Origin of the sequence: Sphingomonas sp. AP4-R1 (genome assembly GCF_013113735.1) — a bacterium.
Classification (GTDB): Bacteria; Pseudomonadota; Alphaproteobacteria; order Sphingomonadales; family Sphingomonadaceae; genus Sphingomonas_I.
Window position 1 is genome coordinate 2,371,319 of record NZ_CP053346.1, and the last position, 24,556, is coordinate 2,395,874.

Annotated in this window: 23 protein-coding genes and 3 pseudogenes; 18 read left to right on the top strand and 8 right to left on the bottom strand. The window is 63.5% G+C overall.

What is annotated here, in order from left to right:
• The first annotated feature begins 3 nt into the window (after positions 1–3).
• The 3 genes from HL653_RS11185 to fabI are packed head-to-tail and all read left to right on the top strand — an operon-like array spanning position 4 to position 3,384.
• Positions 4–1,431 carry a bifunctional enoyl-CoA hydratase/phosphate acetyltransferase gene (locus tag HL653_RS11185; protein WP_171744590.1) on the top strand — a complete coding sequence of 476 codons (1,428 nt, stop codon included), beginning with the start codon at positions 4–6 and terminating at the stop codon, positions 1,429–1,431.
• Positions 1,424–2,614: an acetate/propionate family kinase gene (locus HL653_RS11190; RefSeq protein ID WP_171744591.1), complete on the top strand. Its 1,191-nt coding sequence runs from the start codon at positions 1,424–1,426 to the stop codon at positions 2,612–2,614. The genes HL653_RS11185 and HL653_RS11190 overlap by 8 nt, the downstream gene beginning before the upstream one ends.
• Positions 2,611–3,384, top strand: coding sequence for an enoyl-ACP reductase FabI (fabI, locus tag HL653_RS11195; protein ID WP_171744592.1), 774 nt, complete (start codon positions 2,611–2,613; stop codon positions 3,382–3,384). The genes HL653_RS11190 and fabI overlap by 4 nt, the downstream gene beginning before the upstream one ends.
• Before the next feature lie 26 nt (positions 3,385–3,410).
• Here the strand turns inward: fabI and HL653_RS11200 are convergent, their stop codons facing one another.
• Complete coding sequence (locus tag HL653_RS11200; protein ID WP_171744593.1) at positions 3,411–3,827, bottom strand: hypothetical protein; 417 nt, start codon at positions 3,825–3,827, stop codon at positions 3,411–3,413.
• 275 nt (positions 3,828–4,102) lie between these two features.
• Between HL653_RS11200 and atpD the strand changes: the two genes are divergently transcribed.
• The 11 genes and pseudogenes from atpD (at position 4,103) to HL653_RS11250 (ending at position 12,228) form a co-directional block, all read left to right on the top strand.
• A complete protein-coding gene (atpD, locus tag HL653_RS11205) occupies positions 4,103–5,515 on the top strand; it encodes a F0F1 ATP synthase subunit beta (protein WP_171746916.1) in 1,413 nt (470 codons plus the stop codon).
• Positions 5,512–5,922 carry a F0F1 ATP synthase subunit epsilon gene (locus HL653_RS11210; protein ID WP_171744594.1) on the top strand — a complete coding sequence of 137 codons (411 nt, stop codon included), beginning with the start codon at positions 5,512–5,514 and terminating at the stop codon, positions 5,920–5,922. The genes atpD and HL653_RS11210 overlap by 4 nt, the downstream gene beginning before the upstream one ends.
• Complete coding sequence (locus HL653_RS11215; protein WP_171744595.1) at positions 5,919–6,194, top strand: AtpZ/AtpI family protein; 276 nt, start codon at positions 5,919–5,921, stop codon at positions 6,192–6,194. Before HL653_RS11210 ends, HL653_RS11215 begins: the two co-directional genes overlap by 4 nt.
• Positions 6,191–6,457 carry an ATP synthase subunit I gene (locus HL653_RS11220; RefSeq protein WP_171744596.1) on the top strand — a complete coding sequence of 89 codons (267 nt, stop codon included), beginning with the start codon at positions 6,191–6,193 and terminating at the stop codon, positions 6,455–6,457. The genes HL653_RS11215 and HL653_RS11220 overlap by 4 nt, the downstream gene beginning before the upstream one ends.
• A complete protein-coding gene (locus HL653_RS11225) occupies positions 6,454–7,155 on the top strand; it encodes a F0F1 ATP synthase subunit A (protein WP_171744597.1) in 702 nt (233 codons plus the stop codon). The genes HL653_RS11220 and HL653_RS11225 overlap by 4 nt, the downstream gene beginning before the upstream one ends.
• Positions 7,152–7,394, top strand: a complete 243-nt coding sequence (locus tag HL653_RS11230) for a F0F1 ATP synthase subunit C (protein ID WP_017501321.1) — start codon at positions 7,152–7,154, stop codon at positions 7,392–7,394. The genes HL653_RS11225 and HL653_RS11230 overlap by 4 nt, the downstream gene beginning before the upstream one ends.
• Position 7,395: 1 nt before the next feature.
• Positions 7,396–8,145, top strand: coding sequence for a hypothetical protein (locus HL653_RS11235; protein ID WP_171744598.1), 750 nt, complete (start codon positions 7,396–7,398; stop codon positions 8,143–8,145).
• The gene (locus HL653_RS11240; protein WP_171744599.1) at positions 8,129–9,649 is read left to right on the top strand and encodes a F0F1 ATP synthase subunit alpha; all 1,521 of its coding nucleotides are present in this window, start codon (positions 8,129–8,131) and stop codon (positions 9,647–9,649) included. The genes HL653_RS11235 and HL653_RS11240 overlap by 17 nt, the downstream gene beginning before the upstream one ends.
• Positions 9,646–10,494 (top strand): F0F1 ATP synthase subunit gamma, encoded by an 849-nt coding sequence (locus HL653_RS11245; protein WP_171744600.1) that lies wholly within the window; start codon positions 9,646–9,648, stop codon positions 10,492–10,494. Before HL653_RS11240 ends, HL653_RS11245 begins: the two co-directional genes overlap by 4 nt.
• Positions 10,495–10,573: 79 nt before the next feature.
• Positions 10,574–11,000: pseudogene (locus tag HL653_RS24195) on the top strand (oleate hydratase).
• Positions 10,882–12,228 (top strand): annotated as a pseudogene (locus HL653_RS11250) (oleate hydratase). Before HL653_RS24195 ends, HL653_RS11250 begins: the two co-directional pseudogenes overlap by 119 nt.
• A gap of 71 nt (positions 12,229–12,299) precedes the next feature.
• Here HL653_RS11250 and HL653_RS11255 read toward each other — a convergent pair.
• From HL653_RS11255 to HL653_RS11265, 5 genes are all read right to left on the bottom strand, one after another.
• The gene (locus HL653_RS11255; protein WP_171744601.1) at positions 12,300–12,926 is read right to left on the bottom strand and encodes a response regulator transcription factor; all 627 of its coding nucleotides are present in this window, start codon (positions 12,924–12,926) and stop codon (positions 12,300–12,302) included.
• A gap of 255 nt (positions 12,927–13,181) precedes the next feature.
• Complete coding sequence (locus tag HL653_RS24200) at positions 13,182–13,742, bottom strand: hypothetical protein (protein ID WP_253717901.1); 561 nt, start codon at positions 13,740–13,742, stop codon at positions 13,182–13,184.
• Positions 13,739–13,963: a ribose-phosphate pyrophosphokinase-like domain-containing protein gene (locus HL653_RS24205; protein ID WP_367613610.1), complete on the bottom strand. Its 225-nt coding sequence runs from the start codon at positions 13,961–13,963 to the stop codon at positions 13,739–13,741. Before HL653_RS24205 ends, HL653_RS24200 begins: the two co-directional genes overlap by 4 nt.
• Before the next feature lie 90 nt (positions 13,964–14,053).
• Positions 14,054–14,296, bottom strand: a complete 243-nt coding sequence (locus tag HL653_RS24210) for a hypothetical protein (RefSeq protein ID WP_253717903.1) — start codon at positions 14,294–14,296, stop codon at positions 14,054–14,056.
• A complete protein-coding gene (locus HL653_RS11265; RefSeq protein ID WP_253717905.1) occupies positions 14,293–15,300 on the bottom strand; it encodes a thymidine phosphorylase in 1,008 nt (335 codons plus the stop codon). The genes HL653_RS24210 and HL653_RS11265 overlap by 4 nt, the downstream gene beginning before the upstream one ends.
• Before the next feature lie 424 nt (positions 15,301–15,724).
• On the opposite strand from HL653_RS11265, the gene HL653_RS11270 reads away from it, so the two are divergent.
• Both HL653_RS11270 and HL653_RS11275 read left to right on the top strand, forming a co-directional pair.
• A complete protein-coding gene (locus tag HL653_RS11270) occupies positions 15,725–15,919 on the top strand; it encodes a hypothetical protein (protein ID WP_171744602.1) in 195 nt (64 codons plus the stop codon).
• Positions 15,920–15,965: 46 nt separating this feature from the next.
• A complete protein-coding gene (locus HL653_RS11275) occupies positions 15,966–16,733 on the top strand; it encodes an SDR family oxidoreductase (protein ID WP_171744603.1) in 768 nt (255 codons plus the stop codon).
• Positions 16,734–16,889: 156 nt separating this feature from the next.
• Here HL653_RS11275 and HL653_RS11280 read toward each other — a convergent pair.
• Both HL653_RS11280 and HL653_RS11285 read right to left on the bottom strand, forming a co-directional pair.
• Positions 16,890–17,638 (bottom strand): annotated as a pseudogene (locus tag HL653_RS11280) (IS5 family transposase).
• Positions 17,639–17,989: 351 nt separating this feature from the next.
• On the bottom strand, positions 17,990–18,607 hold the full coding sequence (locus HL653_RS11285) for a TetR/AcrR family transcriptional regulator (protein ID WP_171744604.1): 618 nt from the start codon (positions 18,605–18,607) through the stop codon (positions 17,990–17,992).
• A gap of 381 nt (positions 18,608–18,988) precedes the next feature.
• Between HL653_RS11285 and HL653_RS11290 the strand changes: the two genes are divergently transcribed.
• On the top strand, positions 18,989–21,952 hold the full coding sequence (locus tag HL653_RS11290) for a TonB-dependent receptor (RefSeq protein WP_171744605.1): 2,964 nt from the start codon (positions 18,989–18,991) through the stop codon (positions 21,950–21,952).
• A 111-nt stretch (positions 21,953–22,063) separates the two neighbouring features.
• Positions 22,064–24,538, top strand: a complete 2,475-nt coding sequence (locus HL653_RS11295; RefSeq protein ID WP_171744606.1) for a DPP IV N-terminal domain-containing protein — start codon at positions 22,064–22,066, stop codon at positions 24,536–24,538.
• Positions 24,539–24,556: the final 18 nt, after the last annotated feature.

Here is a 24,556-nt window from a genome sequence, read left to right on the forward strand (position 1 = left end):
GCGATGGCCGCCGCCAACCTCATCGAAAACCGCACGTTTGACGAGATCGCCGTCAGCGACACGGCCAGCCTCACCCGCACGCTAACAGCAGAGGATATCCAGCTCTTCGCGGCGGTGTCAGGTGACGTCAATCCGGCGCATCTGGACCCTGCCTATGCCGAAACGGACATGTTCCACAGGGTCATCGCCCATGGCATGTGGGGCGCGGGGCTCATCTCGGCGATCCTGGGGACCGAGCTGCCCGGGCCCGGCGCAATCTATCTCGGCCAATCGCTTCGCTTCACCCGCCCGGTCGGACTCGGTGACACCATCACGGCCTGCGTCACCGTGACGGAAAAGCGTGCCGAGCATCATGTCATCGTCCTCGACTGCACCTGCGTGAACCAGAAGGGCGAGACCGTCATCAGCGGCCAGGCCGAGGTCAAGGCGCCCACCGGGAAAGTCAGCCGGCCGCGCATGCCGCTTCCCGACGTGCGGATCGCCAGCCACGACCGGTTTCGCCAGCTGATGGAGCGCGCGAAGGAAGGGGCCGCGTGCGTCACGGCCGTGGTCCACCCCTGCAGCGCCGACGCCATGCGCGCCGTGGTCGAGGCTGCCGACGCCGGCATCATCGTTCCGATCCTCATCGGCCCTGTCGCGCGGATGGCGAATGCGGCGAAGGACGCCGGCGTCGATATTGCCGCCTTTCGGGTGATCGACGTTCCCCACAGCCACGCCGCCGCCGCCGAAGCCGTCGCGCGCCTGCGGGCCGGCGAAGCCGCGCTGCTGATGAAGGGATCGGTCCATACCGACGAGCTCATGGGCGCGGTCGTATCTCCCGACACGGGCCTTCGGACCGAACGCCGGATCAGCCACGCCTATGTGATGGATGTGCCCGGCTATCCGCGGCCGCTGATCATCACCGACGCCGCGATCAACATCGAGCCGACACTCGAGGACAAGGCCGACATTGCGCGCAACGCGATCGATCTTGCCCATGTTATCGGGATCGAGCAGCCCAGGCTCGCGATGCTCGCCGCCGTCGAAACGGTCAATCCGAGGATGCGCACCACCTTGGATGCTGCGGCGCTCTGCAAGATGGCGGACCGGGGCCAGATCGAAGGCGCGCTGCTCGACGGCCCGCTCGCCCTCGACAATGCGATCAGCGAGGCGGCCGCGCGCGAGAAGGGCATCGTCTCGCCGGTCGCCGGCCAGGCGGATATCCTGCTGGTGCCCGATCTGGAAGCCGGCAACATGCTCGCAAAGCAGCTTACCTTCCTAGGCGGCGCCGATGCCGCCGGCGTGGTGCTCGGCGCGCGCGTCCCGATCATCCTCACCAGCCGGGCAGACAGCGTGCGCACGCGCCTCGCGTCTTGTGCGCTCGCGGCGCTGCTGGCACGGGCCGCGACCAAGGCGGCTCCCGGCGTTGCGGGACAGCGCCGCTATGGCTGAAATCCTGTGCCTCAATGCCGGCTCGTCGAGCCTGAAGTTCGCGCTCTACGCAACGCCGGATACTGGTGAACCCACTTTGCTCGCGAACGGCAAGATCGAGAATATCGGCCTTGAGCCGCACCTGATCGCACGCGATGCGAAGGGCGAAGTCCTTGCCGAGCGGCGCTGGACGAAAGATGGCACGGTCACGCACGAGACGCTGCTCGAGGATTTGCTGCGGGAGATCGAAACCTCGGTCGGCGACGATCTGATCGGGGTCGGCCATCGGATCGTCCATGGCGGGGCCGATCATTCAGCGCCGGCGCGCGTCGACGAGGCACTCCTCGCAGCGCTCGAGGCGCTTTGCCCGCTGGCGCCATTGCACCAGCCCCATAATCTCGCCGCGATCCGCGCCGTCTCCAGGCTGCGCCCCGCTCTCCCGCAGGTCGCCTGCTTCGACACCGGCTTTCATCATGGCCAGCTCTCGGTTGCGACGCGCCTCGCCCTGCCGCGTGCGCTCAGCGAAGAGGGCATGCGGCGCTACGGCTTTCACGGCGTCTCCTACGAATATATCGCGCGGCAGCTGCGCTCGATTGACCCCGGCGCAGGGGGCGGGCGGACGATCGCCGCGCATCTTGGCAACGGGGCCAGCCTTTGCGCGATGGACAGGGGGCGGAGCATCGACACGACGATGGGGTTCACCGCGCTCGACGGGCTGGTGATGGGCACGCGCTCCGGCGCGCTCGACCCGGGCGCGGTGCTCTATCTTTTCCAGCAGAAGGGCATGACGGCGCGCGAGGTCGAGCATCTCCTCTACAGCGAGTCCGGCCTTTTGGGCGTGTCCGGCATCTCCAGCGACATGCGCGCGCTTCTCGGCAGCGAAACGGCCGCTGCCCAAGAGGCGATCGACCTCTTCGTCTGGCAGATCGCGCGCCAGGCCGGCGCTCTCGCGTCCTCGCTCGGGGGGCTCGATAGCTTCGTGTTCACCGCCGGGATCGGCGAGAATGCGCCTGAAGTTCGCGCGCGCGTCGCAGAGCGCCTCGGCTGGCTCGGCGTGGAACTCGATGTAGACGCGAACCTTGGGGGAGCGGCGGTGATCAGCGCGCCGTCCAGCCGTGTCGAAGTCCGCGTCATCCCGACCGACGAGGAAAGGATGATCGCCATTCACACCGCCGATCTTCTGCGTGAGGAGCCGAAATCATGAAATGTCTCGTCGACCTTACCGGCAAGCGGGGCCTGGTGATCGGTATCGCCAACGAGCACAGCATCGCGGCGGGTTGCGCCCAGGCCTTCCACGACTGCGGCGCGAGACTGGCGGCGACCTATCTCAACGGGAAGGCAGAACCGTTCGTGGCGCCTGTCGCGGAGACCTTGGGAGTCGAATGGCTCGCCGCGTGCGATGTCCGTGTGTCGGGCGAGCTGGAGGCGTTGTTCGAGCGCGTGAGGTCCGAATGGGGTGGGCTCGATTTCCTGCTCCATTCGATCGCCTTCGCGCCGAAGGAGGATTTGCACGGCCGTGTCGTCGACAGCTCGGCCGAAGGCTTCGGGATCGCCATGGATGTCTCCTGCCACAGCTTCCTGCGCATGGCGCGGCTTGCCGAGCCGCTGATGTCGCAAGGGGGCTGCCTGCTGTGCGTCACCTTCTATGGCTCGGAGCGGGTGGTCGAGCACTACAACCTGATGGGGCCGGTCAAGGCGGCGCTCGAGAGCGCGACCCGTTATGTCGCGGCCGAGCTCGGTCCCAAGGGCATTCGTGCTCATGCGATCTCGCCAGGTCCGATCGCGACCCGCGCCGCCAGCGGCATCGACCGCTTCGACGAGCTGCTCGAGCGCGCGGCGGCATCGGTCCCGCAGCACCAGCTCGTAACCATCGAGGATGTCGGGGGGCTCGCCGCTTTCCTGGTGAGCGATGCCGCCCGCCATATCACCGGCACAATCATTCCGGTCGATGGCGGTCAGCACCTGCTCGGCTAGGGCGGCTCGGCGCGATCGAGGGTCGTCTAGGGGCGGCTGCCGCCCTGCTTCTCGCCGTCGCCCGGGCTCTTTTGCCCGAACCATGGCCCGACCATGGCGGCGAAAGCATCCAGCGCGGGAGCCGTCGGGGCACTCGCCACGTCTTGCCAGGCCTGCTGCCATTCCTGGAAGGCCGATCTTGTGCCGGCGATCATATGCTCGCGCACCGTGGCCATGTCCTCGAACAGCGCGCGCGGTCCGGCCGTGCTGACCGCGCCGGCGTCCGACGGTTTGTCCGTTGCGCGCGCGATCGAGGCACGCGCCTCTTCGGAGAAGCGGCCAGCGGCCCGGTTGCCGACCTCGAGCGACTCTTCGCCGCCTTTGCGAGCGACCTCGGCGAGTTTCAGCATCAGTCCGACATTCGCTTTGGCGAGCGCGGCAAGTTGATCAACGGGATAGGGCATGGGATGATGAACCTTTCTCTTCGCGTCTAATCTCTACCGTATCGGGCATGCAGCCCTGGCCTGAGGCTCATCGCGTCGCGCCGCCGTTATTCGGCGAGGCTGAATCAGAGAGAATCGGTAACTCTACGTATGCCGAATCTGCGGCGTGCCTGCGACGCTCAGCCAATGCACTTTTGCCTTGCTGTCCATGTCGTGCCCGCGGGCAGCGACTTCTACCCGTACCGTCATGATCGCGGCACGGTCGGGCGTGATTATTGCCTGACCCGGCAGCCGGCATGGGCGTGATACCGCCCACGGCCAGGCTCGGCCGGATTGCGGCGCTGCGCGGTCCCGTCCTCGACGTCGAGTTCGACGAAGGGCCGCTGCCCGCGGTCAACGAAGCGCTGCGCGTCGATGCGGCATTAGGCCCGCTGGTCGCGGAAGTGCAGAGCCATATTGATGATCGAACCGTCCGCGCAGTTTCCCTTCAGCCGACCTCCGGTCTCGCGCGCAATGTCGGCGTGACGGCATTGGGCGCACCCATCGCGGTTCCGGTCGGAGACAAGGTTCTCGGGCGACTCCTTACGCCGACGGGGCAGGCGGGGGACGGCGGCGCGCCGCTTGGGCCGGATGTGCCATTGAGGCCGATTCATCGCGCACCACCGCCGCTCGACAAGCAGAGCACGGCGACGGCGATGTTCGAGACGGGCATCAAGGTCATCGACCTCCTCGCGCCGCTCGCCCAGGGCGGCAAGGCGGCGATGTTCGGCGGCGCGGGGGTCGGCAAGACCGTGCTGGTGATGGAACTGATCAATGCGATGGTCGCGCGCTATGAAGGCGTTTCCGTCTTTGCCGGGATCGGCGAGCGATCGCGCGAGGGCCATGAGCTGCTCACGGACATGCGCGGCTCGGGCGTGATCGACAAGACCGTGCTCGTTTTCGGGCAGATGAATGAGCCGCCGGGCGCGCGCTGGCGGGTGGGGCTGACCGCGCTCACCATCGCTGAATATTTCCGCGACGAGCAGAAGCGCAACGTCCTGCTCCTCATGGACAACGTCTTCCGCTTCGTCCAGGCCGGCAGCGAGGTCTCCGGCCTGCTTGGACGCATGCCCTCGCGCGTCGGCTACCAGCCGACGCTGGCGAGCGAGGTGGCCGCTCTGCAGGAGCGTATCGCCTCGGTGCATGGGGCGGCAGTGACCGCGATCGAGGCGGTCTATGTGCCTGCCGATGATTTCACCGACCCGGCGGTCACCGCGATCTCCGCCCATCTCGACAGTTCCATCCTGCTCTCGCGCGCCATGGCCGCCGAGGGCATCTATCCGGCGGTCGATCCTCTCGGATCCTCGTCGATCCTGCTCGATCCGCAGGTGGTGGGCGATCATCATTACGCGCTCGCCCAGCAGGTGCGCGAGACGATCGCGCATTATCGTGAGCTCCAGGACATCATCTCGCTGCTCGGCATCGAGGAACTGGGCCGCGAGGACCGGCTGATCGTCGGCAGGGCGCGGCGGCTCCAGCGCTTCCTGACCCAGCCCTTCATGGTGACCCAGGCCTTCACCGGGCAAGCCGGCCGCTCGGTGGCGCTGGCCGACACGCTGAAGGGCGTCGCGGCGATTCTGTCGGGCGAGACCGACGACTGGCCCGAGAGCGCCTTCTACATGGTCGGCGATATCGAGGAAGCGCGGTCCCGCGTGGGGCAGGCCGCATGAAGCTGCGCATCACCGATCCGACCGCGATCCTCGTCGACACCGACGTCGCGTCGGTTCGCGTCGAGGACGCCAGCGGCAGTTTCGGCATCCTGTCGGGCCATGCCGATTTCCTGACCGCGCTTGGCGTTTCAATCATCTCCTGGCGGACCATTGATGGCGCTCCCGGCTATTGCGCGGTGCGCAATGGCATCCTGACGGTGAGCCACGGTACGGACATTGCGGTCGCGACGCGCGAAGGTCATGTCGGCGATGACCTGGGAACGCTCGAACATGACGTGCTCGCCCGCTACCGCGAGCGCGACGAGGGCGAACGGTCCGAGCGGACCGCGTCGGCGAAGCTCAGGATGCAGGCGATCCGCCATATGGTCGAGGCCCTGCAGGGCGGCCGCGGGGAGATCGGTCTGTGACCGCGGACAAGCCCGAGCAGCCGATCGTCGAAGCCATCCGGACCCGCGCGGAACGGCGGCGGCTCGCAGAGCGGCTTCCCTCCGTCGCGCGCAATCTCGGCCAGATCGGCGTGCTCGGCTGGCAGATCGTCCTGCCCGCCCTGGTCGGTCTCGCGATCGGCCGCTGGCTCGATCACCGGCTGGCAAGCGGCATCTTCTGGACCGCGCCGCTCCTGCTCGTCGGGCTTGCTATGGGCTGCTGGTTGGGCTGGCGCTGGATGCACCGGCAATGAGCACCTTGACCTCTCTTCTTTTCCTCGCGCTCGGATTTGCAGCTGGGCTCGGCCATTTCTGGGCCATCGCACGCGAGGCCGACGATCTCGTGCGCGGCGGCCCGGCATGGCGGCTGATCCTGCTCAGGCTGGGCCGTCTGGCCGTCACCATCCTCGTGCTGGTGATCGCCAGCCTGCAGGGATGGCCTGCGCTGTTTGCCGCAACGCTCGGGTTCATGGCCGGGCGCCAGCTCGTACTCTATAGGCTGGGAGGCGCCCGATGAAATTCGCGTCACCGCTCGAAAGCCATGTGCTGTTCTCGATCGGTCCGGTGCCGATCAGCCAGCCCGTGGCGACGACCTGGGGCATCATGGTGGTCCTCACGGTCGGAAGCTGGATCCTGACCCGCCGGCTTGCCCTGCGCCCATCGCGAGCCCAGGCGACGCTCGAGCTGGTCGTCGAGACCATCGCCGGTCAGATCCGCGAGACGATGGAGACCGAGCCACGGCGTTATCTACCACTGATCGGCACGCTGTTCCTGTTCCTGCTGGTCGCCAACTGGTCCTCGCTGATCCCCGGCGTCGAGCCGCCGACGGCGACCCTCGAGACCGACGCGGCGCTGGCGCTGATCGTCTTCGGCGCAACGCTGTGGTTCGGCGTTCGCGCGCTCGGGGCCAGGGCCTATCTCGCGACCTTCGCGCGACCCTCGATCCTGCTCGCGCCGCTCAACATCGTCGAGCTCTTCACCCGCAGCTTCTCGCTGATGGTTCGCCTGTTCGGCAATGTCATGAGCGGCGTCTTCATGATCGGCGTCGTGCTGAGCCTGGCCGGCCTGCTCGTCCCGATCCCGCTCATGGCGCTCGAAATGCTGACCGGCGCGGTCCAGGCCTACATCTTCGGCGCGCTCGCCATGGTCTTTATCGGCAGCGCGATCAGCGAGAACGGCGATCGCCCGCCATCCAAACAGGAGTCCCCCGCATGAACTGGATCCATCTCGCCAGCATCCTCGGCGCCGCGTTCGCGATCTCGATCGGCGCGATCGCCCCGGCGCTCGGGCAGGGCCGCGCTGTCGCCGCCGCGATGGACGCGATCGCGCGCCAGCCCGAAGCCGCCAACACCGTCTCGCGCACGCTGTTCGTGGGCCTCGCGATGATCGAGACGATGGCGATCTACTGCCTCGTGATCGCGCTGCTGCTGCTCTTCGCCAACCCGTTCGCCTGACATGCGGATCGACTGGTGGACGCTGGCGCTGCAGGCGGTCAATGTCCTCATCCTCGTGTGGCTGCTCGGGCGCTTCCTATTCCGTCCGGTGTTGGATACCATCGCCGCCCGCCAGGCGTCGGCCCAGGCGCTACTTGACGATGCGGGGCAGGCGAAGGATCGGGCCGAGGCCGAAGCGCAGGCGCTCAAGGAGCAGAATGAAGGCTTCCTCACCGAGGCGGCGGCGCGCCGCGCCGAGATCCGAACCGAGGCCGAAGCGGAGCGCCAGCGCCTCCTCGCGCAGGCCAGGCTCGCGGCGGACGCCGTCGTCGCGCAAGGCCATGTCGCGATCGATGCCGAACGCGGGCGGGTGGCGGCGCAGTGGCGGGAAAGGGCAGGGAGCCTCGCCGCCTCGATGGCGGGCACATTGCTCGCTCGTCTCCCGCCCGAGCAGACAATGCAGGCCATGGTCGACGCGCTCAAGGCGCGGCTCGGGGACCTTTCCGAGGCGGATCGCCGCAGCCTGACTGCCGCCGGCCCTGTCACCGTTGCCACGCCCGCGCCGCTTACCCCCGATCTGCAGGCGGAGGTAGCGCGCGCGCTTGGCGACATCCTGCTGGATACCACGACCCCGATCTTCGCGGTCGATCCCGATCTCATCGCCGGCGCGGAGCTTCGCACGCCGCACGCCGTCGTGCGCAACAGCTGGCGCGCCGATCTCGACGCTATGGTGGACAGCCTCAATGAGGACGATTATGCCCGGATCGCCTGAAGACTGGCTGACGCAGGCCCAAAGCCGTATCGCGCGCGCCAATCTCGGGCCGCGTGTCGATGCGATCGGTCGGGTGGAATCGATCGGCGACGGCGTCGCCATGGTCTCGGGCCTTCCGGACGCGCGCCTCGACGAATTGCTGTATTTTGCCCGCGGCCAGACCGGGTTCGTCCACACACTCGACCGCGACCGGATCGGCTGCGTGCTGCTCGACGATGCCGCACAGGTGGAGGCAGGAGACATCGTAACCGGCTCGGGGGAGGTGGTGCGCGTGCCTGTCGGCGAGGCATTGCTCGGCCGCGTCGTCGATCCGCTCGGCCGTCCGCTCGATGGCGGCGCGCCGATCCGGGCCAGGCGCCTCGATCCTGTCGAACGGCCCGCGCCGGCGATCATCGAGCGCGATCTCGTCGTCCAGCCGGTCCAGACCGGCACGCTCGCGATCGATGCGATGTTCGCCATCGGCCGGGGGCAGCGCGAACTCATCCTCGGCGACCGCGCCACCGGCAAGACGGCGCTCGCGGTCGACACGATCATCAACCAGCGCACGAGCGACATGATCTGCGTCTATGTCGCGATCGGCCAGAAAAGCTCGGCGGTCGCGCGCGTGATCGATCAGGTGCGGCGGCATGGCGCACCGGACCGCACCATCTTCGTCGTCGCGAGCCCCGCCGCGGCGCCGGGGCTGCAATGGATCGCGCCATTCGCGGGCTTCACGATGGCCGAATATTTTCGCGATGGTGGCGGCCACGCGCTGGTCGTGCTCGACGATCTCACCAAGCATGCCGCGACCCATCGCGAGATCGCCCTGCTGACCGGACAGCCGCCTGGGCGCGAGGCCTATCCCGGCGACGTCTTCTTCCTCCATTCCCGCCTGCTCGAACGCGCGGCGCGTCTCTCCGCCGAACGAGGGGGCGGTTCGCTCACCGCTCTGCCGATCGCGGAGACCGATGCCGGCAATGTCAGCGCCTATATCCCGACCAATCTGATCTCGATCACCGATGGCCAGATCATTCTCGACGCCAAGCTGTTCGCGCAAGGGCACAAGCCCGCCATCGACGTGGGCACGAGCGTGAGCCGGGTCGGCGGCAAGACGCAGCTGCGCGTCCTGCGCGACGCGAGCGGGACCATGCGCCTCGACTATGCGCAGTTCCTCGAGCTCGAGATGTTCACCCGCTTCGGCGAACAACCCGAGCCGCGGGTCCGCGCCCAGATCGAACGCGGCAAGCGCTTGCGCGCCCTGCTGGTGCAGCCATTACTCAGCCCGCTGCGGGTCGTCGACCAGGTGGCGCTGGCCCTGGCGCTCGGCGAAGGGTTGCTCGACGACATGGCGGTCGCGGAGATACCTTCGCTGCGCGCGCGGCTGCCCGCCTGGATCGACGATTATGTCCCCGATCTGGGCCCGCAGATCGAGCGGACCGGGCAGATCGACACCGCGCAGCGGGCCGCACTCGTGGCGGCGGTGAAAGCGCTGATCGAAAGCCGGCCACACGGCTCTGCATCATGAGCGATCGTCTCGCCGAGATTGGCCACCGGATCGAGACCGTCCGCCAGCTCGGCGCGGTGGTCAATGCCATGCAGGGCATTGCCGGGCAGCGGGCGCAGCAGGCGCGCGCGCTTCTGCCCGCGGTGCGACGCTATGCGGAGACCGCCCGCACGGCTATCGGCCAGGCGCGCCGCCTTGCCGGGCCACTGGCGCGTTCTCCGACGCGGGCGGATGGTGCTGGAAGAGGCGGCCTTATCCTGTTCGGTGCGGAGCAAGGCTTTGCCGGCGCCTTTCCGGAGCAGCTGCTCGACGGCGCCGCGGCCGAGATGCAGGACAGGCATATCCTCCTGATCGGCGCGCGCACCGCGGCGCTCGCGGCCGAGCGCGGTCTGCGCATCGCATGGAGCGCGAGCATGCCGAGCAAGGCCGACGCGCTTCCCGCTCTGGCGACAAGCATCATTGACGCGCTGTACGACTATCTGGACGAGGCCGGCGCGGTGCCTATCACCATGGCCTATCCGGTCTGGAGCAGCGGCAAGGGCGTCTCGATCGTGTGCACGAGCCTCCTGCCGCTCGACCTCGCCACTTTCCCCGCGTCCACGGCAGATTTGCCGCCGCTCATCAACCTCAAGGCGGCGGATCTCATCGGCTACCTGACTGTGGAATATGTCTTCGCCCAGATCTGCGCGGCGGCGGTCGAGACCTTCGTCGCCGAGAATGAGGCGCGGCTGCGCACCATGGCGACCGCCCGCAGCCACATCGATCGCAAGGGCGAGGCCCTGCGCCTCGAGGAACGGCTCACGCGTCAGGATCAGATCACCAGTGAAGTCGTAGAACTGAGCGGTGGGCGTCAGCGGCGAGAATGAATGCAGAGCGGCCATTTTCGCTTTTCAGCAAGAAAGCGCAGAGCTGCTATTGTCTTTGGCCTCGAAGGAAGAGTTTATCATGCGCTATAGTAGTGGCAACTACGAAGCTTTCGTGCGCCCCCGGAAACCCGAAGGCGGCGATAGGAAGACGGCCTGGTTCGTCGGCTCGGGTCTTGCCGGACTCGCCGGCGCGGCGTTCCTGATCCGCGACGGCGGCGTCGCCGGCGAGCATATCTCGATCCTTGAGGAGCTTGCAGTTCCCGGACCTTTATCGCTCGATCCCCTCGCTGGAGATAGAGGATGCGAGCGTGCTCGATGAATTCTACCGGCTCAACAAGGATGATCCCAATTTCGCTGCGGCGCGTGACGCAGAACTAGGACCAGGATGTGCCCGACAAGGCGCTGCTGACGCTCGGCGACCGCGCGAAAAAAGACCTGCTCTCCGTCTTCCTCGCGACGCGGGAGGAGATGGCGAACAAGCGGATCAACGAAGTCTTCGGCGATGATTTCCTCAAGAGCAATTTCTGGCTCTACTGGCGCACCATGTTCGCCTTCGAGGAATGGCATTCCGCGCTCGAGATGAAGCTCTATCTCCATCGCTTCATCCACCATATCGGCAGTCTGGCGGATTTCTCCTCGCTCAAGTTCAACCGCTACAATCAATATGAATCGATGGTTCTGCCGCTGGTCAAAGGGCTGCAGGATCGCGGCGTCAGATTTCGCTACGGCGTCGAAGTCACCGACGTCGATTTCGATATCCGGCCCGGCCGCAAGGAGGCGACCCGGATTGACTGGATCGAAAACGGCGTCGATCTCGGCGCCGATGATCTCGTCTTCATCACCATCGGATCGCTGACCGAGAATTCCGATAATGGCGATCACCATACGCCGGCCGGGCTGAATGAAGGACCCGCGCCGGCCTGGGACCTGTGGCGCCGGATCGCGGCCAAGGATCCTGCTTTTGGCCAACCCGACGTGTTTGGATCCCATATCCCGGAGACCAAATGGGCGTCGGCGACCATCACCACGCTCGACGCGCGCATCCCCGCATACATTCGCAAGATCGCCAAACGCAATCCGTTGAGCGGCACGGTGGTGACCGGCGGCATCGTCACGGTCGAGCTGGCTCCTGAGCTGGACGGTGAGCCGGCAACCCCACTTCAAGAAGCAGCCGAAGGACCAGATCGTGGCGTGGTTCTATGCGTTGTTCGTTGACCGGCCGGGCGACTATGTGAGGAAGCCGATGCAGGACTGCACGGGCGAAGAGATCACGCAGGAATGGCTCTATCATCTCGGCGTGCCGGTCGAGGATATTCCCGGGCTCGCCGCGACGGGGGCAAAGACCGTGCCGGTGATGATGCCCTACATCACCGTCTTCTTCATGCCGCGCAGGTCGGCGACCGGCCGGACGTGGTGCCCGAGGGCGCGGTCAACTTTGCCCTTATCGGTCAGTTTGCCAAGTCGAAGCAGCGTGATTGTATCTTCACGACCGAATATTCGGTGCGCACGCCGATGGAGGCCATCTACACGCTGATTAAGGTCGAACGCGGCGTGTCGGAAGTGTTCAACTCAACCTATGATATCCGCACGCTCCTGGCCGCGATCGGGCCGCTCAGGGACGGCAAGGGGATCAACATTCCCGGCCCGTCCTTCCTGCGCCGGCTGCTGAGGAAGAAGCTCGAAGGGACAGAGATTGCTAAGTTGCTGGAGGAGTTTCACCTTATTTCTAAATAACGATCGAGGGACATCTGGCCCTTTTGGGTGGCGCGGAGGAGAGGGGCACAATGCGCTTGCGCCCATGCAGTTCATTTTTTCGGCGCTTTCCCCATGCCGGCCGCGAAGGCGATCCGTAATGCGTCGGCCTGCGTTTGCACGCCGAGCTTGAACATCAGGTTGGCACGGTGAACCTCGACGGTTCGCGATGAGATGCCGAGGTCATAGGCGATGGTCTTGTTCGGATAGCCTTGCGCCATACCTTCCAGAACATCCTGTTCGCGCGGCGTCAGCACGGCGACCTGAGCTTGCGCCTGAGCTTGTTCGGTCGCGCGCACGTCGGCGCGGTTTATCCGTGCGAAAGCGCGCTCGATCGCATCGAGCAGCAGTGCCTTTTCGATCGGCTTCGCCAGGAAATCGACCGCGCCTCCCTTCATCGCCTGCACGGCCAGCGCGATGTCGCCATTGCCGGTGAGCACCACCACCGGCATGTCGATCCCGCTCTTTGTCATAGTCGCCTGCACCTGCAGACCGTCCATGTCCGGCATATGCACGTCCAGCAGCACGCAGCCGATCTCCGCTTCGTGCGCGCCCTTTAGAAATTCGGGTCCCGATGAATAAAGTTGGACGACGAAGCCCGATGTGCGCAGCGTGAACCCGACCGATTTACGTATGGCTTCATCATCGTCGACGAGATGAACAACGCGTCTATCCCCCATGATCCCCCTGAGACTAGCAAATGAGCAAAGTGCTTCGGCGGGGGCGCGCCACCGCTTCGTGCTCGCCGCTTCTGCGGGTTGGACCATGGTCCAGGGTCAAGAGGGAATTTGCTGCCTCGGTGCTTGCACCCCTCGATCGCAGGAAGGGCAGCGCAGAAGCTATCCTCAGCGACCGATAGCAGACGCGATTGACGATCGCCGTGAAAGCCCACTGTCCCTGGCCGAGCGGGGGAACACTGGTTCAGACCGGACGCCCTAAAGAAACGTCCGTACCGCCTCGGCGATCGACCCGGCCATGTCGATGCTGTTGGTCGCATGAACGATCGTGTTGGTGCTGACGATGCGGCGCAAGGAACTGCTCAACACTTGTGCGGCGTCGTCCGCGAAGAGCGGATGGACCACCACGCAGTCGGCTGGGCCGAAGCCCCGCTCGCCGAGCTGCCTCGCCGCGACTGCCAGCGTGCGGCCCGATGATGCGATATCATCCACGAGCACCGGCTGGCGGCCGACGAGGGCCTCGGTGCGCGGAAGCGAGATTCCGCACCTCTCGGTCGCCCGACCGCTCCTTTTCGCAGACGAGGAAGGAGCACCGGCGTCCGCCGCGACCCATTGCTGGCTCTCTTTGTCGGGTCCGATGATAACCGGCTGCGCCACATTTTCCCGGATCCAGTCCGCCATCGCGAGCGCGGCATGAACGACGCGGCTCGGAATTCGATAGGTTTCGTCCAGCGCATGATAACGGTGGAGGTGCAGGGCGACGGTCACCAGCCAGCCGAGATGGCGCGAGACGATGGCGGCAAACGTGCGCGACGTCACGGCTTCTCCGGGATGGAAGCGAACATCCTGGTGCATATAGGCCAGACAGGGGCCACAAGGCCGATCTTGCGCGCGTAAAGCTCGCGAAGCGTGTCCGCTGCGAACAGGAGCGGGAGCAGCTTGGCATCCGGACGGTCGAGGCTGGACAGAAGGGCAACGTGCCGACCGGCGACATCGCTTTCGATCCTGAGATAAGTCTCCCCGTCAGGGAAACTGGCGATGTTCCAGTGCTCCCGGCTCTGCGTCGAGGGCGGTGCACAAGGCCTGCAACAGCGCCTCGCCGCCGGGAAACATGAAGACGATCGGCCGGCTCATTCGGCGATGATCCCGAAGATCGCACCATCGCTCACGGCGAAGGCCGCCGCATAGTCGAGCTCGCCCGGGCTCTGGGCATGGATAGTGCACAGCGGCGCGCCTGCCTCGACTGTCTGGTGAAGGCGGCTATGCAGCGCGACCCCTGCGGCCTTGGCGGTCGGAGCGCCGGCGAGCTTGGCGACGGTCGCGAGCTTGCGATTGTCGATGCTGACGAGCCTGCCACTATAGGGTGCGATCATATCCGGTTAAACTTGGCCACCGGCGGTTCGCGCATGCCGCCCTGGGCTTCGCAGATGCGCTGAAACTTCGTCCAGGCCCGACCGCTCTGGAGGCTCTCCAGTGCGCATGCAAATCCTCCGCCGGTCGGTGTCGCTCCCGCCAGTTCGAAGAGGCCACCGGCGAGTTCGCATGCGCGGTTCGCCAAATCCTCCGCGCCGGGTTCGCCCAAAAGTACGATCAATATGTCCTGGGCTTCTAGCGCCGGCCCGATATCGCGTCCGATCGGCTCTGCGCCAGGGCCGCACATCACGCGCGTGCGCAAGCCAAAGGCCTCGGCGACCGAGGTCAGCGCCGTCGAGAGTGTTTCGGCCGCATCGGCGCCGCGCACCTTGGCCGTCGGACCGAACAGGATATCGATCACGAGATGGGTCGCGCCGGCGGCGATCTTCTGGGTAAGGACCGAGCCCACCATCTGGCCGACCGCATCGATGTCGAGCACCCGTTCGACCCCGATGATCACATCATCGGCCGGACTGAGCTTCACGGCCCCGCCCCAGGCGATACAGCCGCCTTCGCGCTCGACCACCCGGCGGATCGCGGGCACGTCGAGGTCGACGGGCGCCAGCACTTCCATCGTGTCGGCAGTGCCGGCCGGCGAGGTGATCGCCATTGAGGACGTCTTGGGCATAATCAGGCCTTCGGCGGCCATGATCGAGAAGATGATCGGCGTCGTGCGATTGCCCGGCAACCCGCCGACGCTGTGCTTGTCGACGATGACGGCACCGGGCCAGCTCAGCCGCTCGCCGACGTCGACCATGACCCTGGTGAGGCCGATCATCTCATCGCGGTCTAATGGCACCGCCGAACAGGCTGTCACGAAGGCCGAGAGATGGACGTCGCTGTACCGGTGCTCGGCAATGTCGCTAATGATCGCCGAGAAGGCCTCTTCGCCGAGCCGGTTCCCGTAGATGCGACGGCGCACGTCGCTGAGCGAGGCGAGCTGTTGGGCATGCGCGTTCTCCACCAGATCGCCGTCACCGACACCGAGCCTGTGCTACTCGCTCCCGCACGATCTGCCCCGATCGCTGAAATATGCCCAGGGAGAAATGCGCTTTGCCGTAGTTAGCGATTTCCCGCGACTTGTTGGGGCTGGCCTTGATCTTGAACATCAAGGACGGCGGACATCATTCTGACACGACCGCACTCAATGGCCGGTCTCACTTCCCCTCTGCTCATATATTGGCCAAGAGCCTCGACACAGGGCGCGTACGGCAACAGCCAAGCGAGGTCGCAGCCCGGCGGCGTCAGCGATCCTCATTCGACGGAGTTCGGCAGGATCGTAAGCTGCGTCGTGCTAATCGGCGATGCCCAGGTCCATAGTTGCGACCGTCAGAACAATCGCGCCCAACTCTTTGACCTCGGACAAGAACTTTATCTACGTAGCTGACATGATGAACGAGCGTATCTGGATACTCCTACGTGATATCGATCAGCCGCCTGGAGCGATCGGTCTCGTCGGCGGGCAAGCAAGCCAGTTTACCTGGCCGCAACCAATCGATACCGACAGCCAGGGCAATATCTACACGACGGAAATTAGCATTGGCCGGCGCATAAGGAAGTTCGTGTTCGACGGGCTGCGCTGACGCTGACTCGCGACGAACAAACGAACGATTTGAAAGGAGATCCCTGATGAACCCTGTCTACGACTTCACTGGCCAGGTCGCGCTGGTGACCGGCGCGGCCATGGGGCTGGGGCTGGCGACAGCGCGCGCCTTTTCCGATGCGGGGGCTGCTGTTGTTCTCGTCGACCTCAACGGTGACCTTGCCGCCGAAGAAGCACGCAAGATCGTCACTTCGGGTGGGCGCGCGATCGGGCTCACATGCGATGTCGCGAACGAAGACCAGGTCGCAGCGGCGATTGATCAATCAGTCAAGAACTATGGCCGCCTCGATTTTGCCTATAACAATGCCGGGATCCAAGTCCCGCCGAGCGATCCTGCCGACGAACTCGTCGAGAATTTCGATCGCATCACCTCGGTGAACATTCGCGGCGTTTGGGCCTGCATGAAGCATGAGCTACGCGTGATGCGGACTCAAGGGTCTGGCGCCATCGTCAACTGCTCGTCCGGCGGAGGCCTGGTAGGTCTGCCCGACCAAGGTTCTTATGACGCGACGAAACACGCCGTCATCGGGCTGACCAAGAGCGCAGGGTTGAAGTATGCGGCGCGCGGCATTCGAGTCAATGCTGTCTGCCCGGGGCCAATGGATACACCAATGCTGTCGGGCCTAATCGAGCAGGACAAGGACATGATCGACGAGATGGTCAAGGTCCAGCCGATCGGCCGCATCGGTCGTCCGGAGGAGGTCGCCGCGGCGGTGTTGTGGCTGTGCAGCCCCGGCGCCAGCCTCGTCGTCGGCGCAGCTTTGCCAGTCGATGGCGGGTTTACCGCACAGTGACTTTACAATGCCGAGCCTGAACGGGCCCTCTATATCGAGAGCGATTGTTTGAAAGACGAGGTGTTTCCACTTTTCATGCTGCTAAGATCGCCCGGCATAGCGAGGAACTGTAACGTCAACTCCTTTAGCCATTGCGCTAGGGTCAGGACTCGATGATCATAGCCAGAAGATGACGGTGGCAGCGGGGGCGATGGCGGAGAAGAAGACGGTCGGGCACCGGTCGTAGCGGGTCACGACGCTGCGCCAGTCCTTGAGGCGGCGAACATGATTTCGATGCGGCTGCGGCGTCGGTAGCGGCGCTTGTCGTATCTGACCGGCTCGTTGCGCGATCGCCGGCCCGGGATACAGGGCTGGATGCCTATGGCCTGGAGCGCGTCCCTGAACAAGTCAGCATCATAGCCGCGGTCGCCGAGCAACCACTGCGCCTTTGGCATATCATCGAGCAGCGCTGCCGCACCGGTATAGTCGCTGACCTGCCCGGCGGTCATGGAGAAGCTCAAGGGGTGGCCATTCGCGTCGGCGACGGCATGGAGCTTGGTGTTCATGCCGCCTGTGGTGCGGCCAATTAGGCGGCCGAGACCCCCTTTTTAACTCGCAGGCTCGATGCCGTGCGGTGCGCCTTCAGGTAGGTGGCATCGATCATCACCGTCCTTGGCTCAGCGCCAACCGCAGCAAGCCCTTCCATCATCGCGTGAACACGCCCGCCTCGGCCCACCGCTTCCACCGGTTGTACAGCGTCTTGTGCGGCCCGTAGGCGCTGGGCGCATCGCGCCACCGCGGCCCGTTGCGGTTGACGAACACGATGCCGCTGAGCACCCGCCGGTCATCCGGGGCTTGCCGTGGCTCTTGGGGAAGAACGGTCGCAGCCGCTCGATTTCGTCCGTCAGCCAAAACAGGTCGCTCATCCCGGTCTCCTCGCAGAGCCTGAATCAGATCGGGAGCCTCACATCAATAGGTCCTGACCCTAGGTTGCGAAGGTCATCCGCCGGATCGGGGTTCGGAGCAAACCTTTTACCGCTGGTGAAAACTTTATTCCATGCCTCTCATGGTTTGCCGAGGAGACTTCGGTGCCTGCTCGAAGACCCACGTCAGGGCCGCCATGCTTGCAACGCCAAAAGCTATCGGATGCTCGTCCCTGCAAATGGCCTAGCAGCTCGGCAAGGACAACGGACCGCTTGCCTTGATTCAGCGCGGATCCAGTACTTGTTACGGAGTTCGAGCGGTTCGATCCAGGCACGTGTTAGCGGTCGTTCTCGTCAGCCCTGACGCGCTCGAGGAGTGACAGCCGCGAGAGCATGACGAGCCATACGAGCCGCCATTTCCTCGGGTGGTTCCATTTCCGTCCGGCTGTACCAGCGGTGTGACCAGCGAACCATGCCGACGACGATCTGTGCGGAGATGAGGGGATCATCTACATCAAAGGCGCTTATCCGCGCTCCATCCTCCAAAATACCGGCTACAATTCGCGCAAATTTATCATAGTCATCCCGCGACCTTTTTTGCATATACTCTGACAGACTGCGCTCTTCATTTGAAAAGATGACAGCCATCTCCGTGTGAGTAAGGCTGACAATCGCATATCGTCTTATCAGCTCGTAGAGCTGGGCATCGGGCGTCCGAGATACTGAAAACACCTCATCAAATGCATCGAAGAATATCTCTCGTAGAATCTCGTAGATATTTTCAAGCAGTGAGGTTTTGTTCGGAAAGTAACTGTATATAAACGGTTTTGTAACGCCTAAATGCGAGGCGAGTTCGCCTACGCTCGTCTGCTGAAATCCCTTCTCTGAGAAAAGCTTGATAGCTCCTGTAAGAATGATCTTGCGCTTCTCGATGGGCGAATAGCGCTTAATGCGCCCGTCTGCCTCAGTCACTATTCCGCTCCAGTTCGCTGTCCGGTCTGGTGGACGCGCGACAGTTGCTTGTCGCGGTCAGGTAGGTTGTGTGCCCAAAGCGCGCAAGCTCCACTTTTTGACTCCCGGCGCGCCATGTCCAGGCTCGAGCCAGATTGATCGTATCGATGGCGGCCCTCTTCAAAAATACCGTTGATCTCTGGATTGTCGCCATATATGCACCATCGTATACGATCTACCAAGCGGTAGAATCGCGCTTGGAGGGATTTCTTGTGGCAGGGCCGGGGTCGCATGCGACCACGGTCTAGCGACGCTCTTTGATATGTTTCTCGCGGAAAGAAAAATGTAAATTCGCGAGATAAAAGGCGTCGATAATTAATGCTGAACAAAAGGGGGCGCATAATGCTTAGTTATCGCAAAAAATCGTTTCAATCGTGCCTGATGTCTGGCGCAGCCATTATATTAGGGGTAGGCGTTGGTTCGGCTCCGTCATTTGCACAGTCGTCTTCATCTGTTGGATCGTCTGCCGATGCCCAGCAAAATGACGAGCTTGTCGTTACAGGAACTCTGATCAAGAATGCTGCAGTTGCCTCTGCTACACCAGTGCAGGTGACGGGGAGCGAGGAGATTCGTCTTAGGCAATCGAATACTGCAGAAGACCTTCTGAAGACATTGCCTGGTGTTGTTCCAAGCCTTGGAAGCTCCTTCAATATTGGTAATCCAGGTTTCTCGTTCGTGGATCTCCGTGGTTTGGGCTCGAACCGAAACGTGGTGCTTCTTGATGGCCAGCGCATTGCGCCGGCTGATCTTCTCGGTCGCGTCGATCTCAATAACATTCCGCTGGCTTTGGTGGCCCGTGTAGAGAATCTGACCGGTGGTGCGTCCACGACATACGGTGCGGATGCCGTTTCTGGCGTCGTTAACTTCATTACCAGGCGAGATTTCACCGGCGTCGAGCTGAACATGTCCGATCAGATCACGTCACGCGGTGATGGCAACTATTTTCGTGCGGATGCGACATTTGGTGGCAACTTCGCAGAAGACCGTGGGAACATGGTTCTCTCTTTCGGATATCAGAAGGCCAAGCCCGTGTCTCAGGGCGCGCGCAGCTTCTCCCGCATCGCGATCGATTCCTTTGACAACAGTCCTGCAGGCTCGAGCTATGCCTTCCCTGCCGTGTTCGACCTCATTGGGCAGACCGGCGGCCGGATCCAGTTGCGGCCGCAGACCGGCACGGTCAATAACGGCATCTATGCGCCGTTCAATTTCAATCCCGACAACATCTTCCAGCTGCCGTTTGAGCGTTATAACATCTACAGCTCCGGTCACTATGAGATTGCTGACGGTATAGAGATATATGGTCGCGGAATCTATTCTAAGAACAAGTCTACGACGATCATTGCGGCATCAGGAGTCACTGGGGCCAATGTGGCGATCCCGCTGTCCAATCCCTACCTTCCGAGCGCAGTGCGCAATCTTTTCTGTGCCGACTCCGGCTTTAGCGCATCGGTCTGCAACGCGGCCGCGTCGGCGACCAATCCGGCTGATCCGAATTACCGGACGGTGACGGAGTCCCTGCGCTATCGCTCGGTCGATCTCGGGCCGCGTATCGATCGATATGAGACGCAGGTCTTCGATATTCGGGCAGGCGTTCGCGGTGCGCTTACGAGCCACATCGATTTTGACGTCTCCGGCAGCTACGGAGAAAGCAGCAACGATCACTCGCAGCAGGGTTATATGTCGCTCTCGCGAACCCGGGACGCTTTGCTTGCGACAAATACTTCGTCGTGCCTGAGCGGAAATACCGGCTGCGTGCCCATCAACGTTTTCGGCGACCGCGGCTCGATCAATGAGAATATGGCAGGCTATGTCTCGGTGCCTGCCCTCAGCGTCGTCCGGTCATCCCTAGCTCAGGCACAAGGGCAGATTTCGGGCGATGTCGGCATCGCTAGCCCGTTGGCAGAAAGGCCAGTCGATTTCGCAGTGGGCGGCAGTTATCGCAAATATCACGCGTCGCAGTCGGCCGACGCGTTCAAGTCGCTGGTCGGCGACCTCGGCCTGGATTCTGCTCTGACCCCGTTCGAAGGCGGCTACAACGTTGTCGAAGGCTTTGCCGAAGTGATCGCGCCGCTGGTTACGGATCGCCCGGCGTTCCGCAACCTGACACTCGAAACGGGTGTCCGCTATTCGCGCTACTCCGTTGATGCGCCGAGCAGCCCGAAATTCAACACGACGACCTATAAGGCGGGTCTGAACTGGACGGTGGTCGACGGAATCAAGCTGCGCGGCATGTATCAACATTCGGTTCGCGCACCGAACATCAACGAACTCTTCTCCCCGCCCGTATCAGGTTTCGGGAACCTGTCGGTTGATCCCTGCGCTGGATCCGCACCGGTCGGGAATGCCGCGCTTACAGCAGTGTGTATCGCACAGGGCGCTCCTGCGAGCCGGATCGGCTCGATTGGTCAGCCGGCTTCAGGCGAGGTCAACATCGTCAATTCGGGCAATCTGGCGCTCAAGCCGGAAACGGCGAACAGCTTCACCCTCGGCGTTGTTCTTGAGCCGCGGAACATGATCCCGGGCCTGTCGGTCACCATCGATTATTTCAACATCAAGATAACGGATGCGATCACCGCACTTTCGACGCTCGACGCGATCAGCGGCTGCTTTGGAGGCGTAACAGCAGCCAGCGCCTCAAGCCCGGCGTGCCTTGCGATCGGCCGCAATCCGAGCACTGGGACGCTTGACGGTGATGCAGCAACGACCCGCGGTCTCGCTCTGCCGCTCACCAACTCGGGGCGGGTGTTGACGGACGGCATCGACCTTGGCGTCAACTACCGTCGGGACGTCGGTCCGGGGCTGCTCGCGCTGAGCTTTGCGGGGACGTGGACGAATCGCGCGGTGTTCAAGGCCAGTGCTGCCGCCGTGAGCCGCGAATGCGCCGGCTATTACAGCGCGAACTGTGGTACTCCGGCCGCTCCCGATCGCGGCGCGTTGCAACCGAAATATGTCTGGAACCAGCGTACGTCCTACACGGTCGGGCCGGCGACTCTGTCGCTTTTGTGGCGTCACATCGGTGCAATGAGCTACGAACCACTCGCTCAGCTTTCGACCGGTCCGGCTTACGTCGGCGGCGGCGTCGACTATGGTCATATCAAGGCCTACAATTATTTCGATCTTTCCGCACGGATCGAAATCTCGACGAACTATGAGTTGACGCTGTCGGTCCAAAACCTTGCCGACAAGCAGCCGCCCTTCGTCGGTTATGATATCGGTGCGACCGGGTTCAACGCCGGCAACACCTTCCCGTCCACCTACGATACGCTTGGTCGTCGCTTCGCGGCGTCGCTGCGCATCAAATATTGATGGAGTGCGGTGCCGGACGTGCGGGGCAAAGACCCGTACGTCCGGCGTCGATGGCGCGGTCCAGAGCGCACCCGGGGCCGGTGCTCGCGCTCAAGCGGGGAACATGATCCGATGACCATTAGCGGGACCCACGACTATCGGTGCGAGCCAAGGCGCGCCTCGCGCGCTATCGCCGCAGGGCTTGCGATTCTGCTTGCGGCGCTGCTGCCGTTGCGAAGCGTCCCAGCTCAGACGGCGTCGGCCGCCGATATTGATGACCGAGTGGCGCAGGCGCTGGGGTTCACGAGCCAGACGCTCAGCGGCAAGGTTCTGAATGCCGGTTTGACCTTTCACTGGATCGGGCAGGGCAGCCGCTTCTGGTTCCGTAAAGCTGTTGCGGGCGGCGGAGATATGTTCATCTCGGTTGAGGCAGCAACAGGAAGCCAGGTGCCGTTGTTCGACACGCAAGCAATGGCCCAGGCCTTGGTTTCGGCCGGAGCACCGGCAAGTAGCGGTGTCCCCCGCATCGTTGATGCCTCGGTTGCCGAAGATGGTCGCACGATCGTGATCGCCGTGGCCAAGCCCGATGCCGCCTGCCGTTGGCCGCAACTCTATGATAAATGTGAACTGGCAACGCAGCATTATCGCTGCGATCTTCCAGCGCCTGCTTGTGTCGCCCTGCCAGACTTACCGGGCGCCGACACTCTGCTGTCGCCGGATGGCCGATTTGAAGTTCATGTCCGGAAGCACAATCTGTGGCTTCGAGATCTGCGAGGCGGCGAGGAGCGTCGCCTCACGAGCGATGGCGTGGCGGGTTTCGCTTATGGTGAAATGCACGATCAAATCGAGACATTTGCGGCCTCGCGGCGTCGGATCGGACTGCCGGATCCGCTTCTGGGTATTCGTTGGTCGCCTGACGGTCGCTACCTAATTGCGCTGCGCCACGACGTCCGGCCTTTTGGTAAGCGGCTCGTTCTCACCGAATATCTGCCACCCGAAGGCGGCGCGCCTGTTGTCCACGAGAAGCGGGAGGCCGCAGCAGACGACGCCGTCTATCCGGCAGCGGCATTGTCGGTGATTTCGGTTGCAGATGGCGCGATCCGGCAGGTCGATCTCGATCCGCATCTCTTCGAAGACGTGGCCGGGCGCTATTTCAATGCGGTTCACTTCGGGAATGGCGGCCCGATGACGTGGGACATGGACCGCCGGAAGCTCTGGCTGATCGGTGCAAAGAGGGGCGGCAAGGAATTGCGGCTGATCGAGGTCGATTTACCAACGGGTAAGGCACGATCGGTAGTGACGGAAAGGGGACTCGTGCCGATAAGCCTCCATCCGGGAGGTGGCTCGCCAAATATTGCGGTGTTGCCGAAGTCTCGCCGCTTCATCTGGTATTCGGAGCGGGACGGCTGGGGCCATCTTTACCTGTACGACCTGGATAGCGGCAAGCTGCTCACGCAGCTTACCAAAGGCGCATGGGCGGTGGCAGATCTGATCCGGGCGGATGAGGAGAGGGGGATCGTCTTTTTTGCCGCGAACGGGAAAGAACGCGGCAATCCCTATAACCGATATCTTTACAGCGTGTCGCTGCGAGGCGGTACACCCAAGCTGTTGACGCCGGAGAATGCCGATCATGCGCTCGTCGCAGGTTCGGGTAGCGACGGCAGCATCTCGCCGATAGGGGACTATTTGATCGACGACTATTCGACCGTTTCGCTGGCAGATCACTTCGTCCTGCGCCGTGTCGATGGAAGCCTTGTGGGTGAGATCGCGACAGCGGACATATCCGCCCTCGCGGCAACCGGCTGGAAACCGCCGGAACCTGTCACGGTGAAGGCGGCGGACGGCAGGACCGACCTTTATGGTGTCATCTATAAGCCCCGCAATTTCGACCCCGCAAGGCGTTATCCGGTCATCGAGATCACTTATCCGGGCACTTGGTCAAAATACGCTCCGAACAATTTCAGAGGTGTCTTCTACGGTTCTGCCGTGATGAATGCGTATGCTTTTGCCGAGCTGGGCGCTATCGTGGTCTCTGTCGACGGTCGCGGTACGTCGTATCGATCTGCAGAATTCCGCAATCATTACTACGGAAAGGACGACGCAACCGGGGCCGAGGACCATGTCGCGGCGATCCGCGGCCTGGCTGCCACCCGTCCGTTCATGGACCTCTCTCGCGTCGGGGTCACTGGTCACTCATCCGGGGGCGACGGCAGTCTCCGTGCTGCGATGCTGTACCCGGACTTCTTCAAGGTCGTAGTGTCCGGGGAAGGCCCGACCGACTATCTTACGTTGCCGATGGATGTCGCGATCGAGCGGCCGCTGGGGGTGCCCGACACGCCCGAAATCAGGGCATATTACGAGCGGATCGCGACCAGGAATATGGTGAGCAGGCTGACACCTGCCAACAAGGTGCTCGTCATCTATGCGGGGGCCGACGAGCAGGTGCCGCTCCAGCAAGGGTTTCAGATCTTCCGTGCATTCCAGAGTGCGGGCTTTGTCTATGACGAGTTGATCGTGCCGGATGCCGGACATTGGGGCGGCCGGCACCCTTATGGCGTGATGCGGACCGCCCGTTACTTCGCCGAAAATCTCGGCGGGCCGCAATGACCCGCGATCCTCTTTCGC